This is a genomic window from Flavobacterium sp. KACC 22763, from assembly GCF_028736155.1.
Taxonomy (GTDB): Bacteria; Bacteroidota; Bacteroidia; order Flavobacteriales; family Flavobacteriaceae; genus Flavobacterium.
On record NZ_CP117879.1, the window covers coordinates 69,665 to 85,968 of the forward strand.

The window sequence follows — 16,304 nt, forward strand, 5'->3', positions numbered from 1 at the left end:
TTTTCACTTACTGTCATTCTTGATAATTTTTGGGGTAATTGATTGCTATTTTTTGTAGGATAATAGATATTTGTTGTTTAAAAAATGCTCTATACATGTTGTAAAGGATATTTTTTAATCTTTTTAACAATTTTGATGATTATAATATAAGAATGGGAAATAGAAGAATTAAATGGGGAATAGTAGGATTGGGAAACATTGCAAGCCAATTTGCGTCAGACTTATTATTGGTTGAAAACGCTGAGCTGACAGCAGTTGCTTCAAGAGATTTAGCTAAAGCCGAGGAATTTGGAGGAAAATTTAATGCTTCAAGAATATACAATTCTTATGATTTGCTTTTTGAAGATTCGGAAGTTGAGGTTGTTTACATCGCAACTCCTCATAATTCGCATGCCGAATTATCTATAAAAGCATTAGAAAGCGGTAAACATGTGCTTTGCGAAAAGCCAATGTCTTTATCTTATCAAGATGCACAAAGAATGATAGAAGCGTCTAAAAAAAATAATGTATTCTTTATGGAAGCTTTTTGGACAAGATTTATCCCTTCACTTCAAGATGTTCTTCAGAAAATTGGCAATGGAATAATAGGAGATATCAATTATATAAAAGCTGATTTTGCCTTTCACGGAAGTGAAATAGAAAACAAAAGACTTTTTGATAAAGAATTGGGTGGCGGAGCTTTGTTTGATATTGGGGTTTATCCTTTATTTCTGTCTTATATATTATTAGGAAAACCAAAAGAGATTACTGCAAAAGCAATCAAGCATAAAAATGATATCGATTTGCAGACTTCGATGATTTTGCAATACGAAACAGCTCAATCTGTTTTGCATGCTTCAATAGTTTCTGAATCTGATATGAAAGCGATCATTTCAGGAACAAAAGGTCGAATAGAATTAAATGCTCCGTGGTTTGTTGCCGATGGTTATTCTCTATTTATAAATGAAGAAAAAGAAGCCACTTTTACTTTACCAGCTTTAGGAAAAGGATATTCTCATGAAATAATCGAATGTCAAAATTGTATTCTGAATAATGAAATTGAAAGTACACTTTGGTCGCATCAGAATTGTTTGGATTTGAGTGGAATTGTTGAGGAGATTAAAAATCAAATCGGGTTGCCTTTTTAGAATTAAATTATTTTGTAATAAAATATTTACATTTAATTATTTTTTCATTAGTTTTAAAAACAATTAATGAAAGGATAATTTATGTTAGTAAAAGTTTACGGAAGTGCCGTATTTGGAGTTGAGGCCACAACCATTACAGTTGAGGTTCATATGGATAAAGGGATTGGTTATCATTTAGTTGGACTTCCAGATAATGCTATAAAAGAAAGCAGTTTTAGAATTGCCGCTGCTTTAAAAAATAACGGGTTTAATTTTCCAGGAAAGAAAATTACAGTAAATATGGCGCCTGCCGATCTTCGAAAAGAAGGATCTTCATACGATTTGACATTGGCAATGGGAATTCTGGTTGGTTCAGATCAGATCAAAGCTCCTGAAATTGAACGTTATATTATTATGGGAGAACTTTCTCTCGATGGAAGCTTACAGCCTATTCGCGGAGCATTGCCCATTGCAATCAAAGCCAAAGAAGAAGGTTATAAAGGATTTTTTCTCCCAGTCCAAAATGTAAAAGAAGCGGCTATTGTAGCAGGTTTAGATGTGTATGGAGTTTCTAATCTTCAAGAAATAGTTGATTTTTTTAAAGGAAAAGGAACGTTAGAACCCACAGTTATTGATACACGCGCAGAATTTTATAAAACATTAGATTTTCCAGAACATGATTTTTCAGATGTTCGCGGACAAGAAAGCATTAAACGCTGTATGGAAATCGCAGCTGCTGGCGGACATAATATTATTTTGATTGGTCCACCTGGAGCAGGAAAAACCATGCTGGCAAAACGTGTTCCGAGCATTTTACCGCCCATGACTTTGCGTGAAGCATTGGAAACCACTAAAATTCATAGCGTTGCAGGAAAATTAAAAGAAGTCGGATTGATGAATCAAAGGCCTTTTAGAAGTCCGCATCATACTATTTCTAATGTTGCTCTGGTTGGCGGCGGAAGTTATCCTCAGCCGGGAGAAATCTCGATGGCGCACAACGGTGTTTTATTTTTGGATGAATTGCCAGAATTTAAACGTGATGTTTTAGAAGTCATGCGTCAGCCGTTAGAAGATCGTGAAGTGACTATTTCGCGTGCAAAATTTACCATAACTTATCCTTCGTCTTTTATGTTGGTGGCAAGTATGAATCCAAGTCCGAGCGGATTTTTTAACGATCCTAGTATGCCAAATACTTCTTCGCCACACGAAATGCAGCGTTATATGAGTAAAATTTCGGGACCACTATTAGACCGAATAGATATTCATATAGAAGTTACGCCCGTTCCGTTTGAGAAATTATCAGATGAGCGAAAATCAGAAAGCAGTGTAGAAATTCGTAAACGAGTTACAGCAGCAAGAGAAATTCAAACCAAGCGATTTGAAGCTGTAGAAAATGTTCATTATAATGCTCAAATGAGCAGTAAACTGATTCGAGAATATTGTGTTTTGGATGAGCCTTCAAAAGAATTGCTAAAAACAGCCATGGAAAGACTGAATCTCTCCGCAAGAGCTTATGATAGAATTCTGAAAGTTTCGAGAACCATCGCCGATTTAGATCATTCTGAAAATATTGTTTCTTCTCATATTGCTGAAGCGATTCAATACAGAAGTTTGGATAGAGAAGGGTGGCTAGGTTAAAAAAAAAATAGATTTCATTTTTTAACCAAGCATTTTAGTTTTCTTAAAATTCAATGATTCATTCTGATGTTTAAAATGAATGTTTTATTTAGAAATTGATAAAAAAAGTAGCGTAAAATTTATAATCTGATAAATATCATATCAAAGCGCAAAATTTTCTTATAAGTTTGAAATAAAAATAAGGGAATGTTATGATAAAGATTTTAAATTATTTATTGCCACCTCGTAAATGGGTACCCTTTGTTATAATGGCAACTGGAATAGGAATGGGCTTGTTTGCTTACTTATTGTATGTTTCAAATGCGGTGTCCTATCTTTCAGATGATCCAAAAACGTGCGTTAACTGCCATGTAATGACTCCTTTTTATGCTACATGGCAGCATAGTTCGCATGCACGGGTTACAACTTGTAATGATTGTCATGTACCGCACAATAATGCACTAAACAAATACTTCTTTAAAGCAAAAGATGGAATCTATCATGCTACTGTTTTTACATGGCGAGCAGAGCCTCAGGTAATTCATATTAAAGAAGCAGGAACAGATGTGGTTCAAAAAAATTGTCAGCGTTGTCATGGTGATCTTAACTCAAATGTCAGCACGCTTGGAGTTACACTTGAAACTAAACAACATGGAGAAGGAAAATTATGCTGGGATTGTCATAGAGAAGTACCGCATGGAAAGGTTAATAGTTTATCATCTGTTCCCAATGCTCAGGTTCCTCTGTTAGAATCACCTGTTCCAGCATGGCTTCAAAAGCAGACTGATAGTATTGCCGCTGCAAAAAAAGAAAACACAAATCAAACCAAATAAAATAAAAAAAGGGATAATTAAAAAGATATAATTATGGCACCACTAAAAGAAATTATTAAAAGCAAACCATGGTTAGGATGGGTTATGTTTGGAGTTACAATGCTTGCTGTGTTTATGCTGGGTTTATTAGTTAACAGTGTAATGGAGAGGCGTACAGAAGCTTTATTTGTAAATAAGACATTAGCTCCTGTAGGAGAATTTGAATCAAAAAATGAAGTGTGGGGAGCCAATTATCCTCGTGAGTTTCAAACTTATTATGAAACGGCTGATACTACTTTTGCTAGTAAATACGGAGGAGGAAAAATGAGAGATATGCTTCATGATGATCCTAGAATGGTTGTTCTATGGGCTGGTTATGCTTTCTCTAAAGATTATAATCAAGGAAGAGGACACTTTTATGCTCTAGAAGATATCTACAATACCTTAAGAACAGGAGCTCCAAAAGGGCCTCAGGATGGTCCTCAGCCATCAAGCTGTTGGGTATGTAAATCTCCAGATGTACCTCGCATGATGGATAAATTAGGGATCGATGAATTTTATAAACAGACATGGGCGGCTTTAGGACCTGAAATTGTAAACCCTATTGGTTGTGCTGATTGTCACGATTCTAAAACAATGAATCTTAAAATTACACGCCCTGCTTTAATAGAGGCATATAAAGAACAGGGAAAAGATATTACAAAGGCAACTCATAATGAAATGCGTTCACTTGTTTGCGCACAATGCCACGCAGAATATTACTTTGATAAGAAATCAGTTGAAGGAGCGGCAAGAGTGAAATTTCCTTGGAAAAATGGTATGACGGTAGAGAATATGGAGAAATACTACGACGATATTGAGTTCTCTGATTTTACACATGCATTAAGTAAAGCACCAATTCTTAAGGCACAGCACCCAGATTATGAAATTCATCAAATGGGAATTCACGGACAAAGAGGTGTTTCTTGTGCAGATTGTCATATGCCATACAAAAGTGAAGGAGGGCAAAAGTTTACCGATCATAAAATACAATCTCCTCTTAATAATGTAGCTAATTCTTGTCAGGTTTGTCACCGTGAAGAAGAGAAAAAATTAGTTGCAAATGTTAACGAGCGTCAAGATAAAATCCATCAAATACGTATTGAGCTTGAAGATCAATTGGTAAAAGCGCATTTAGAAGCAAAATTAGCATGGGATAAAGGAGCAACTGACGCACAAATGAAAGATGTGCTTAAATTAATTCGTCAGGCACAATGGCGTTGGGATTTTACAGCCGCATCTCACGGAGGATCATTCCACGCACCACTTGAAACTGCAAGAGTTATTACAAATGGCTTAAACAAAGCAGCTGAAGCAAGAATTGGTTTAAGTAAAATATTAGCATCATTAGGGCAAACTGGGCCAATACAATACCCTGACATTTCAACTAAAGAAAAAGCGCAGAAATTTATAGGTCTGGATATGACAAAAGAAAAAGCTAATAAGGCTGAATTCAAAAAAACAGTTTTACCAAAATGGCTTGAAGAAGCAAAGAAAAAATAAGCACGGCTAAACGCTGTAAATAATATTGAAAAGGGTTCGAACAAATGATTCAGAATTTGTGAGAACCCCTTTTCAGATTATATTTTTCAAATTCGAAACAAGAATGGAAATATTTAATTTAGAAAAACACAAACCTGTTAAAAAGAAGCTTTGGAATTACCCTTGGAATTATAAAGAATCTTTCATCATTGCCATAGGATTATTGTTTACAGGCTACTTATTGCAGGTTTCAACAAGAACCAATATAAAAGCTATAGGTGCTCCTGTAAATTATATAATTGGAGGGGTTTTTATTGGAATGCTTCTTTTGCTTCATTTTACCAGCAGATCACATCCATGGGTAAAATGGTTAAGATCTGTTCCTGCATCGGTTAGTGCTATAGGTTTGGTTTTAATTCAGGCTGTAATCATGGGAACGCTTCCGCAGCAAAATTTTGTTGAAGGAGTAAAACCAGACGCATTTGGTTTTTCATTTGTATTGAACAGCTGGCCGTTTTTAATTGCTCAATTGTATTTTCTTACTACACTGGGACTTGCAACACTTAACAGAATGACGCCCTGGCAATGGAAAAACTGGGGGTTTGTATTGAATCATTTAGGTCTTTTTATTGCCATGACGGCAGGGATTTTAGGAAGCGGAGATTTAAAACGCTATACGATGAAGTTATACGAAAATCAATTGGTATGGGGAGCAGAAACTGAAAAAGGAGTTATGATACCAATGCCTTTAGCTTTTGAACTTACCAGTTTTGATATGGAAACTTTTGCGCCAAAACTGGCATTTGCAGACATAAAAAACAATAGTATCGAAACCAAAGGAGTTAACGCTCTTAGAATGATTGCAAAAGGTGATAGTTATGACTATAAAGGCTATAAAATTAAAGTTGTTGATTATATCGAAAACAGCAAATTTACAGGCAACGGCTATTTTCATGTAAACGAAGAAGGAGCAGCGCCATCTGCTTTGATCGAAGTGAAATCGGCCGTTATAGATACTACCGCTTGGATCAGCTGTGGTAGTTTTGCAACCCAATATTCTTACTTACAGCTGAATGACAAGGAAGCAATTGTGATGTTGCAGCCCGAAGCAAAAAAATATAGTTCTCACGTAAATGTGTTTGTAAAAGGCGGAAAGAACGACAAAACGGTAATTGAAGTTAATAAACCGTATAAAGTTGACGGATGGAAAGTATATCAGTTGAGTTATGATGAAAAATATGGAAAATGGTCTAAGCTAAGTGTGATCGAATTGGTTCGAGATCCTTGGCTTCCAGTTGTTTATTCCGGAATTTTAATGATGATAATTGGTGCTGTCTATTTGATATTTAAAGGAAGAGGAACTGTAGTTTAATCGCAAAGTTATTCCTTAAAATGAATGTTGATATCTAAATAAAGATTTTAAATGAATTACTGGATCTATTTTTCTAATTACGCCATAGTAGCAATTGTATTCTGGTTGTTTTGTATACTTTTTCAAGTGCTAAAAAGTACTTGTCATAAACCCATTCTAATCTTGTTTTTTGCAGTGTTAGGAACTTTATCTGTGGTCATATTTACATTTAATTTATGGCAGAATTTAGACCGCCCGCCCATGCGTACACTTGGAGAAACAAGACTATGGTATGCGCTTTTTCTGCCTGTAATTGGAATAATTACCTATTTAAGATGGAAATACAAATGGTTATTGAATTACAGTTTGGCAATGGCTGCTATGTTTTTAATTATTAATTACTGCAATCCAGATACTTATAATAAGGCTTTAATGCCTGCATTACAGAGTGTATGGTTTGTTCCTCACGTTTTAGTTTATATATTTTCGTACGCTTTGCTTGCAGCATCATCAATTGTGGCCTGTTATGGTTTGTTTGAGTATTATAAGGGAAATTACAAAGACTCGATATTGCAATTGGCTAATAATTTAGTGTATGTTGGGTTTGGCTTTCTTTCATTAGGTTTATTGTTTGGAGCATTATGGGCAAAAGAGGCATGGGGACATTATTGGACTTGGGATCCTAAAGAAACATGGGCAATGCTGACTTGGCTTGGTTATTTAATTTATATACACATGCGTTATCGTTATCCAAACAGCGTAAAACCAGTTTTAATATCTTTAGCGCTGGCATTTGTTGTATTGCTTCTTTGTTGGTTTGGGGTAAATTATATGCCGTCTGCAGCCCAAAGTGTGCATACATATTCTAATACATAAAAAGAAAAAGAGCAGAAATTTAAAATAGATTTCTGCTCTTTTTTTATTCTTTATTTTTTTGGTAAAAGAATTTAAACGAATTAGAAACAGCTGTGTGCAGAATCGATCCGTGATTTTCCTCTGGGAAGTAATCAAAATAGACTTTTACATTTTTGCTTTTTGATTCCTTTAGTTTTTCTACAAGTAAATTGGCGTCAACTTCCATAACACGCGGAATTTCTGTTGGAGTCAACCCTTCTTTGCCAACAGCAATATAAATTTCAGTTTGCTGATTAAAATTTTCTTTCAGCATTACAGAATCCAAATCAAGTATAGAACCATTGTTCCACCATATACTCGGACTTACAATAACATATTTGTTAAAAAGGTTTGGTTTTTTAAGTAAGATTTCAGTTCCTAATAATCCGCCAAGAGACTGCCCGATGATGGTTTTAGAATCATTTGTCTTGTATTTCTTTTCAATAAAAGGTTGTAATTCTTTTTCAATAAAAGCTATAAACTGATCAGAATGTCCTGTTGTTGGAAATCGAGTTTTATCTTTTTCTATAGAAGTTGAAAAAGTAAAATCTCTTTTTCTGTCAACAGTTGCAATACCCACAACAATTGATTTTGGAACCTGATTGATCCATTCAAAACTATTAAACTGAACCAATCCTGAAATATGAATAAAATCTTCATCAGCAGAACCGTCCAATAAGTAAATGACAGGATATTTTGTGTCTTCTGCTGGATTGTAGCCTTCGGGAAGATAAATGTTTAAAACTCTTTTTTCGCTTAATTCTTTTGATTGAATTTCATCGATAACGCCTAAAACGAATGGTTTAGAAATTTCGTTAGTTTTGGTTTGTTTTTTTTGGCTGAATAGTAATGTGGAAGAAAAAAGCAAAAATGCGAGAGCAAAAAAATTGTTCATTATAAAATGATGTAAAATGTTTTTATAAAATTAGTTTTAATTAAGAGATTTCAAAACTATTTAATTGTAAAAAATCTTTATGATTCTATTTTTAAACACCATTCCATTGTTTTTAAATTATCAATTTCAATATCAGATAAATTTTTGGTTTTATATTCTGTAAATCCTTTTTTTAAAATTTGATTCCCATAATTTTTCTGCATCCAAAAAGGAAGTTCAACAACACTTTTATTCCAATTTTTTAAAGTGAAATCTAGAATTGAACCGACATTTTTATCTGTTTTGGGATTAATTTCTTGGAGAATTAGTCCTGCATATTTTTGGTCGCTGTAAATGGTGTCGCTACGATTCTCATTTCCAAAAACTTTCAAAACTCCTTCAATAATTATTTCGTTATTTACGTTTTTCAATACTTGAATTAACTGTCTAATTCTCAGATCTCCATTTTTTTTAGTTTTATCTACAGATTCAAAAATTTCATTTCTGAGATCTTCTGGGCTGAAGGGGAATTTCATTATTTATTCAAATTTTGTGTCTTGAATGCCAGTTTTCACTTCTTGTTCAGGCTTGTAATAACTGCTTCTATTTGTAGTAACAATTAAAACGCCAGCTTCGCCATAATTGCCATAAATACTGATTCCAGCTTTTTTTTCAAGAGCAATAATTTTTTTGATTTCAATTTTAGAAAGAACAAGTTTTTCTTTTTCTAGATCTTCAAAGCGATGCGGAATTCCGTCAACCACTACAATCGGATGGTCTGTGATTTTTCCAGCTTTGGCAAGATTTGAAATAGAATCAGAAAGATAGAGTTTGTCTTGTCCTTCATCAGAAAGCTCGTATCTGTTTTGAGAAAAAACGGCCGCTGAAATGAACAAAAACAGGAAAGTGAAGAATTTCATCATTTGTGTTTTTTTTTTTAGTTTTTTAGATCATAAAATTAATTTTCCAATCGAAAATACAAAAAAATCCTGCAAAAAAGCAGGATTTAACAAATAGTAAGATTTTTTTTAATTCTTATTTTTTTTCTGCAAAAATAGCATCCAGACCTTCCATTGCAATGGTGAAGCCTTCTTTGAAGCCCATTTGAATAATCATTTCCAAATCGGATAGTTTTTCATGTTTAATAACAACATCCACAAAAGTAGAACCGTCTTTTTCAGTGAAAGTCACGTCCCAGTCAGAACGTGGGAATTCTTTGTTTAGGTTTCCTTCGCTGTCGCTAAAAGCATCTAAGTATTTAAAATTGCTTTTCGGACTAATTGAAGTAAAATCAGCAATAGCCCAATGCTCTTCGCCTTCTGGTCCAAGCATGGCATATAATCTTCGTCCGCCTTCTTTAAACTCCATGCTTTTTGTTTTGGCTTTCCACGGAGCTGGCGCCCACCATAAATCCAAAATTTGAGCTTCTGTCCAAGCAGACCAAACTTGAGATAAAGAGGCGTTAAATTCGCGTTTTACATTGACAGTCTTATTTTCTTTATCAACGGTAAAATTCATTAAAAGATTTGATTTCATTTTCTTTAGATTTTTAGTTAATAAGCAGTCGGACGAAATTTAAAACACATAGAAACATAGATTTTTATTGTAAGAAAGGAAGTAAAAGAAACTAGTTTCCACACATAGCTTAACTATGTATGTTTAGATTAGTGAAACGCCTTTTTTAAGTTTTCTATCCCGATAGCTATCGGGAATGTTTCTATGTGTTAAATCAGATCTAACGTTTTTATAATAATTAATTCAATTAAAAATACATTTATTTTTCTGCTAAGATTTTATCCAAAGCTTGCATTGCAGAAGTAAATCCTTCTTTAAAGCCCATCTCGATAATTTTTTGTAGCTCTTCAAAACTGTCACGTCTAATTGTGATATCAACAATTGTCGAATTGCCTTGTTCAGAAAAAGTAATATCCCAATATGAACTGCCAAATTCTGAATTTGGTTTTCCATCAGCATCAGAAAAAGTGGCAGAATGCTTAAAATTTGTTTTAGGAGAAATCGAAGAATATTCAAAATAACTCCAGCGCTCTGTACCGTCAGGGCCAACCATAGCATACAATCTTCGTCCGCCTTCTTTAAACTCCATGATTTTGGTTTTAGATTTAAACGGAGCCGGTGCCCACCACAAATCTAGAATTTCGGCTTCTGTCCAAGCAGACCAAACGTCTGGCAATGACGCGTCAAATTCGCGTTTTACATTCACTGTTTTATTTTCCTTGTCTACAGAAAAATTCATTAATAAATCAGTTTTCATTTTCTTTAGATTTTAAGTTAAGTAATACTTGATCCAATTGGCTAAAACGCTGTTCCCAAATTGCTTTAAATTGCTCCAGCCATTGATCAATTTCTTTCATTTTATCAATTTTGAGCTGATAGTAAATTTCTCTGCCCAATTTCTTTTCTTCCAATAAATCACATTCATTCAGTATTTTAATGTGTTTAGAAACCGCCTGTCTTGTAGTTTGAAACTGCTCTGCAATAGCATTTGGGGTTAATGCACTTGAAGAAATCAAAACTAATATTGCTCTTCTCGTCGGATCGGCAATAGCTTGAAAAATATCTCTTTTCATGTTTTTGGAATATTTATTTCGCAACTAATCAGTTGCAAATATACGCAACTTTTTGGTTGCGCAATATAAAAATGCGATTTTTTTTTAATGAGAATATTGTAAACAAAAAAAAAGACGCATCAAAAATGCGTCTTTTCTTCTATAATCGTGTTACATAATTACCGTCTAAATTTATTCTTTACAATGATATCTTTCAGTTTGGCCTTCAGGTCTTCGCCTGTATCGTAAACCATTTGTTCATTGTTCGGAAAAGCAACGGCACGTTTGTCAAAATACCCAAGATAGTTATCATCGCAAGCACCTCTGTTTCCTTTGTAAGTTGAGTAAATGTTTTCAAAAACATATTCGCTGCTTATCGGGAAAGTCTGCACTAGCTGATTGCTTTTTAAATCTATATAGTCAACTTTTGCTGTAACCAGACAAGATTTAAACTGTCTGAATTCGTAAACCGTTGCACGAAGTGTTTTATAATTATCTACTTTAATTTCTTTGCCTAAACTATCTTTTACAGGTCTTCCGCGGCTGTCTAAAAGTGTTTTTACGCCATCTTTAACTTGTTTTTCCTTAACAAATTCTTTCTCTTTAATCTGTTCTGGCGAAATAGCGATTTGTCTAAAACTCAAAATCAGACTATAATCATAAGTGACATTTTTTTGTCTTGCGCTATGATAAACCGTCCATTTATCATTCAATCCGTAAGTTTTAAAATCTAACAAATCGTCTTGAAGCATTTTCGGGATTACCATTTCGGTTTCATTTTTGGCGTAAACATCTACAAAATCAGTTCCTTTAAACTGAGCATCGTCCATCAGTTTTTTGGCGTTTTTATATCCAGGATTAATACTTTCCAAATAAGCAAAATCGTCGTATGCTTTTCTGAAATCCAATTTGTTATTCGATTTCAAAAGAGACGAAGCGTTTTCATATAAATATTTAGAAAGCGCATTTTTACTATTTACAATCTCATTCGAATAATTATCAAATGGGAAATTTGCATTTCGTCCCAATTTCAATAGAGGCAAAGGCAAAATCGGCCTGATTTTTTCCTGACGGTTATTAAGCTGAACATAAGTATTATAAATGCGTTCTGCATTTGCTGGGTTATTTTCTTTATTCAGCATTTCTAGATTACGCAAATCACGATCTTTGGCTTTTGCAAAAGCTTCTTCTAGTAAATAAACATAATCTTGTTTTCCTTTAGAATCTTTTTTGGTGCGAAGTGCCTCGACAGCGCGATCAATTGCACCATCGTAATTTCCGTCGCTAAGCATTGATTGTGTTGTTTTTACCCCGCAAGAAGAAAAGGTTAAAAACAATATAGAAACGAGAAGAGTAATTTTTTGCATAGTGTGTTTTTTGAAGTTGCAAATATATTTTATTTAACTTTCAACAACTATGCCTTTTTCTAATTTATTTAAGGAGCAGAAAAAGCTGTTTTCATAAGTACGTTTACTCCCGCTGTCCGCTAAATTCCCGATAAACAAAAACTACGGCTGAAATAGCCTTGTTTTTCTAAATCGGGAGATACCGCTTCCATCGGGGCTAGATTAGAACTTTTGTTTTTCAGAAGAAATAGAAAAACAAATCTAATTTATTCGGCCACTTTTTTATATTCAAAAGTACCCACTTCAGGATTGGTTATAACACGTTTTTGACTGTCAAAAGAATTTATAGTAAATACAACAGGAAGAATAACAGAAATAATGGTCAATTGAGAATTATCGTTTGATAATTTCCATTTTGCTTTGTGTAATTCATCTCCAATAACACTTTCAAAATCACCATTTTCTTTAAAAACCTGAAAAACCTGATCGGTTTTAAAACGCTTTTCAATGCTTTTTTCTTTTCCGTTTTTGGTCCATTTTACCAGTTGCCATTTTCCGATAAGCTCTTTAGAAGTTTGTGCAGATGTAGATAATGCAAGTAAAAATGCGATGCAAAAAAGTAATTTGTTCATTTTTAGTTTTTTAGAATTGATGAATAAATTTAAGTATTTTCTATTTCAAGAATAAAAAACTAACGTTAAGTTTACTCATTCTAATTTTCCCATGTTTCGATCAAGTTATCCTTCCATAATTTCTGAGCAAACTCCTTAAAGACTTTTTGACCTTTTTTAAAGTTTTCATCAAACTTGAATTCGCCACCTTCAAATTGCTTTTCGCCATTATCTGCGACTCCTATTTGAACCTTATTCTCGCCGCGCATTGCATATTTTGTGTTTCCTTCGTACATAATAATTTTCATCTCAGACGGACTTACATCTCCGTGGCAAACGGTTTTATACATAAGCCAGACTTCAGCAATTCCGTTGTTGTTCAAATCTGTAACTTGAAATGTGTCTTTAATAAACGAAGCAACAAGATCGACAGGACAATCTGAAATATAATCGTATACTTTCCAAGTTTGCTTAGCTTGATTTCCTGAAATGATATAATGGTAGGCAAATAATTCGGCATCAGAGCCATCTGTTTCGTGTACAAACTTTTTATTGATGTGGTAACCTGTTTCAGTAGTAATTATGATATTATCTCCTGATTTATCTTTCCAACGAACAGCATTTTTAATATGACCTTCATATTTTATTGATTTAGGAAATTGAGTTGAATCGATTTTTTCAACAGTTAAAACAAAGGGCTCTTCTGTTGATTTCTCAGTTGACGCAGAAGTTGTAATTTCTTCTTTATTATCTGATTTGCAACTTGAAAAAAGAACGATAGCTAATAATAGGATTGTAATTTTTTTCATGAAATGCATTTATACAATTTAATAGTTGAGTTATTTTTTTTATTTAAAGAAAAATTAATCTATCAGCATACCGCTTTCTTCGTCAAATACTTTTCGTTCTTCTTCACTCATTCGGTCTCTTAAAACACGAATGGTGTAACCTCCATATAGTTTGCCGTTTATAAGATACATCCAATCACTAATTTTAGAAGTTTCAATATCGATTTTGTCGCCTGCTTTATATTCTGTAATGTATTCGGGATCACTGTTTAAAATTCCAGAATAATTTCCGTCGATATACTTAATTTCCCCAATCCACATATGTTCTATGCCTTTTGAATTAGAAAACTTAACTTTTAAAGAATGGCTATCGGCATTAAAATTAGACAATCCTTTATTGAATTTATCTAGAGTTTCATTTGCTTCCAAAATTGCAGCATTCATTTCTGGATCTTCACTTTCTACATTGTAAATTGTTGGTTCACCTTCTCTTTCTATTTTATTAGAATCTTTGCAACTTGCTAAACAAAAAAGACTTGTTAGTATTAAAATATAGCTTTTCATTATTATGCTACTGTTTGATTTTTAGTTTGTTATTTGTTTTTTAATCAATACAATTTGTCCTAAATGGTAATAACTATGTTCAATCATAGCTTCTATGTTTCTTTTGTAGGTTCCGTATTTTGCCTCTACAAATACTTCGTTGAGGTTTTCGTCGGGCATTTGTTCTACAAAAGAGGCAAATGCTTCGGCATCATGCCAAAATTGATTTAGAAAAATATTCCATTGTTCCTGCGAATGAATAGGAGGAAAGTCAAAACTAAATGTGTCTTTTATATCCAATGTTCCACCTTTAAAAACCTGATTGATTCCGTTTATGTAGTAATGAATATGCTGAGCCAGAGCCGTAATCGTATTTAAACCCTGAATCGGACAAACAGCAATTTTCCAATCTAGATTTTCGAGCTGATCTTTAAAATTGGTGTTTGCAATCCAAGTTCCGTTTAAAATAACTTCTCTAAAACGATTGGCAATTTCTGCTGTACTTTTCATATTCCATAAATTTTTGGAGTTACTATTAAGAGTTTATTCCTGCTGAATCCATTCGTATTTTCCATTTTTCAGATAGATAACGCCACCTCCGCAGCTTTCTTCTGCATGAATAAAGATTCCGTCATTTGGCAATTTTATTTTGTCTTCTTCCGCAACTTGTTCTTCACCGATAATATCGCCGTCTTCATTTACATTATCAAAATAAACTTCATTTTTGGGTGCTTTTTCTAATATACCAGCCCAATCAATTTCATCAAAACCACGACCTAAAATATCATTTCCAAAACCTAAATAATCAGTTCTTTTTCCATTTCCGTAAGTGATTCTAAAACCGCTTTTTTGGTTGTTTGTGCTTCTAAAGATTTCTACCGTTTCGTCTAGATTATCTCCGTCAAGATCACATAACATTCTATTGGTTTTATGTTTTGTAGATAATACAATCGTATCTTTTTTTTGCGTTTCTGGTTCTTTCTTTTCAGTCACTTCTCGAGAATCTTTTGAAGCAATTTTAGGAATTTCTGATTCAGTTTTTGTTTCTTTTTTACAAGAAATAGTTAGCAATGATAAAAGGAGTAGAGTTCTAATTTTCATATTAGGCATAGATGATTTTAAAATGCTAATATAAAAAATTACGTACGAAAATATATAACTTTACCAATTATTGAGTATTATCCTTTTAAATCATTTTATGAATTGCCTCCAGCTTTAGCTGGAGGTAGAATATTGATATAAAAAAGGCTTTAGCCAAAAAAAACGATTTGGCTAAAGCCCTTTTGAGACTTTTATGAATCTCCAGCTAAAGCTGGAGGCAATTGAAAATACATCTATTTAGATTTCCTAATCTTAACTTGATATACAATTTCCCAAAAGATAATTGAGAAAACAGCATTAGCAAAAATAGCAGTTTTAACCTGATAAGGATCGTAATTGACAAACAGATGTAAATTGGTGAACTGTAAAGCCAGAAACATAGCTAAAGCCGCAATTCCGACAGCGCAAAGTACATTAAGCAATGGTTTCCATTTTAAAGCTGTAAAAGCATAAATAAGATTTAAAATACCAAAACCAGCTCCTAAAGTTACAAATGCATCTCCTTTAAACTTTTCGTTTAATTCAAGCAAGAGCTGCGTAGAAGTAAGGTATAAGAAGAAAAGAATTGAATAGATCAGGATTCGTACTTGCGGTTTCATTTTGATATTTTTAGGATGATTTTTTTATACGCGAAGATACTACTAAATGATGAATGCCAGATGAAGTCTGTGAACTTCATGGATTAAGATTAACAAACTTTTTTGATTATTTGGTTTCAAGCTCAATTTTGAATTTTTCGATTTGCCTTCTATGACGTAAGATATGCACAATTGCATGTTCCATCATTTGTTCAATATCATAAATTTGTCCCCAAGAAGTGGTTATTTTCTTCTCATTGTCGCATTCTTCCAATTGATTATCGCTAAAGTTTCTAAGCACATTTTCAGTGAAAATAAAAAATGCAGTTAAGTCATTTTGATATTCTGAAGCAGTCTTTCTAAATACAAGATCTGGAATGCTATTTTGCTCTCCCAACAATTTTTGAATATACAAAGCATAAGCATATCCAGAACGAACTACATGCGATAGTATCGATTGAACCGATACATCATTGATTGTTGCCGCAAGTGCTGTTTCATTAAAAGAAGAGATCGTTTTACTTAAATCTAAAATGGCTCTTTCGTATTCATCGAGTAAAGCTCCAATTGCTCCTTGTCTGTATGTTTTGCTCAT

20 protein-coding genes are annotated in these 16,304 nt (G+C 33.4%); 6 read left to right on the forward strand and 14 right to left on the reverse strand.

Annotated elements, in window-relative coordinates:
• Positions 1-152 precede the first annotated feature (152 nt).
• From PQ463_RS00245 to PQ463_RS00270, 6 genes are all read left to right on the forward strand, one after another.
• Positions 153-1,127, forward strand: a complete 975-nt coding sequence (locus PQ463_RS00245; RefSeq protein ID WP_274255760.1) for a Gfo/Idh/MocA family protein — start codon at positions 153-155, stop codon at positions 1,125-1,127.
• Between the two features lie 81 nt (positions 1,128-1,208).
• The gene (locus PQ463_RS00250; protein ID WP_274255761.1) at positions 1,209-2,744 is read left to right on the forward strand and encodes a YifB family Mg chelatase-like AAA ATPase; all 1,536 of its coding nucleotides are present in this window, start codon (positions 1,209-1,211) and stop codon (positions 2,742-2,744) included.
• Between the two features lie 191 nt (positions 2,745-2,935).
• The gene (nrfH, locus tag PQ463_RS00255; RefSeq protein WP_274255762.1) at positions 2,936-3,556 is read left to right on the forward strand and encodes a cytochrome c nitrite reductase small subunit; all 621 of its coding nucleotides are present in this window, start codon (positions 2,936-2,938) and stop codon (positions 3,554-3,556) included.
• Positions 3,557-3,610: 54 nt separating this feature from the next.
• Positions 3,611-5,077: an ammonia-forming cytochrome c nitrite reductase gene (gene nrfA / locus PQ463_RS00260; RefSeq protein ID WP_443135202.1), complete on the forward strand. Its 1,467-nt coding sequence runs from the start codon at positions 3,611-3,613 to the stop codon at positions 5,075-5,077.
• Between the two features lie 103 nt (positions 5,078-5,180).
• Positions 5,181-6,428, forward strand: coding sequence for a cytochrome c biogenesis ResB family protein (locus PQ463_RS00265; protein ID WP_274255763.1), 1,248 nt, complete (start codon positions 5,181-5,183; stop codon positions 6,426-6,428).
• A gap of 51 nt (positions 6,429-6,479) precedes the next feature.
• Positions 6,480-7,283 (forward strand): cytochrome c biogenesis protein, encoded by an 804-nt coding sequence (locus tag PQ463_RS00270; protein WP_274255765.1) that lies wholly within the window; start codon positions 6,480-6,482, stop codon positions 7,281-7,283.
• A gap of 43 nt (positions 7,284-7,326) precedes the next feature.
• Here PQ463_RS00270 and PQ463_RS00275 read toward each other — a convergent pair whose 3' ends face one another.
• The 14 genes from PQ463_RS00275 to PQ463_RS00340 all read right to left on the reverse strand — a co-directional run bounded on the left by PQ463_RS00275 (position 7,327) and on the right by PQ463_RS00340 (position 16,304).
• On the reverse strand, positions 7,327-8,196 hold the full coding sequence (locus PQ463_RS00275; RefSeq protein WP_274255766.1) for an alpha/beta hydrolase: 870 nt from the start codon (positions 8,194-8,196) through the stop codon (positions 7,327-7,329).
• A gap of 77 nt (positions 8,197-8,273) precedes the next feature.
• The gene (locus PQ463_RS00280) at positions 8,274-8,711 is read right to left on the reverse strand and encodes a hypothetical protein (protein ID WP_274255767.1); all 438 of its coding nucleotides are present in this window, start codon (positions 8,709-8,711) and stop codon (positions 8,274-8,276) included.
• A 3-nt stretch (positions 8,712-8,714) separates the two neighbouring features.
• On the reverse strand, positions 8,715-9,098 hold the full coding sequence (locus tag PQ463_RS00285; RefSeq protein ID WP_274255768.1) for a hypothetical protein: 384 nt from the start codon (positions 9,096-9,098) through the stop codon (positions 8,715-8,717).
• A gap of 112 nt (positions 9,099-9,210) precedes the next feature.
• Positions 9,211-9,711, reverse strand: a complete 501-nt coding sequence (locus PQ463_RS00290; protein ID WP_274255769.1) for an SRPBCC family protein — start codon at positions 9,709-9,711, stop codon at positions 9,211-9,213.
• A 238-nt stretch (positions 9,712-9,949) separates the two neighbouring features.
• A complete protein-coding gene (locus PQ463_RS00295; RefSeq protein ID WP_274255770.1) occupies positions 9,950-10,447 on the reverse strand; it encodes an SRPBCC family protein in 498 nt (165 codons plus the stop codon).
• Positions 10,437-10,763 carry an ArsR/SmtB family transcription factor gene (locus PQ463_RS00300; RefSeq protein ID WP_111423862.1) on the reverse strand — a complete coding sequence of 109 codons (327 nt, stop codon included), beginning with the start codon at positions 10,761-10,763 and terminating at the stop codon, positions 10,437-10,439. The genes PQ463_RS00295 and PQ463_RS00300 overlap by 11 nt, the downstream gene beginning before the upstream one ends.
• A gap of 158 nt (positions 10,764-10,921) precedes the next feature.
• A complete protein-coding gene (locus PQ463_RS00305) occupies positions 10,922-12,109 on the reverse strand; it encodes a hypothetical protein (protein ID WP_274255771.1) in 1,188 nt (395 codons plus the stop codon).
• A gap of 245 nt (positions 12,110-12,354) precedes the next feature.
• Positions 12,355-12,720, reverse strand: a complete 366-nt coding sequence (locus tag PQ463_RS00310) for a hypothetical protein (RefSeq protein WP_111377855.1) — start codon at positions 12,718-12,720, stop codon at positions 12,355-12,357.
• A gap of 80 nt (positions 12,721-12,800) precedes the next feature.
• Positions 12,801-13,508 carry a M949_RS01915 family surface polysaccharide biosynthesis protein gene (locus PQ463_RS00315; RefSeq protein ID WP_274255772.1) on the reverse strand — a complete coding sequence of 236 codons (708 nt, stop codon included), beginning with the start codon at positions 13,506-13,508 and terminating at the stop codon, positions 12,801-12,803.
• A gap of 54 nt (positions 13,509-13,562) precedes the next feature.
• A complete protein-coding gene (locus PQ463_RS00320) occupies positions 13,563-14,051 on the reverse strand; it encodes a YegJ family protein (RefSeq protein ID WP_274255773.1) in 489 nt (162 codons plus the stop codon).
• A 21-nt stretch (positions 14,052-14,072) separates the two neighbouring features.
• Positions 14,073-14,540, reverse strand: coding sequence for a DinB family protein (locus PQ463_RS00325; RefSeq protein ID WP_274255774.1), 468 nt, complete (start codon positions 14,538-14,540; stop codon positions 14,073-14,075).
• A gap of 33 nt (positions 14,541-14,573) precedes the next feature.
• Positions 14,574-15,131 (reverse strand): hypothetical protein, encoded by a 558-nt coding sequence (locus PQ463_RS00330; protein WP_274255775.1) that lies wholly within the window; start codon positions 15,129-15,131, stop codon positions 14,574-14,576.
• A 233-nt stretch (positions 15,132-15,364) separates the two neighbouring features.
• Positions 15,365-15,730: a hypothetical protein gene (locus tag PQ463_RS00335; protein WP_274255776.1), complete on the reverse strand. Its 366-nt coding sequence runs from the start codon at positions 15,728-15,730 to the stop codon at positions 15,365-15,367.
• Between the two features lie 106 nt (positions 15,731-15,836).
• Complete coding sequence (locus tag PQ463_RS00340; RefSeq protein WP_274255777.1) at positions 15,837-16,304, reverse strand: DinB family protein; 468 nt, start codon at positions 16,302-16,304, stop codon at positions 15,837-15,839.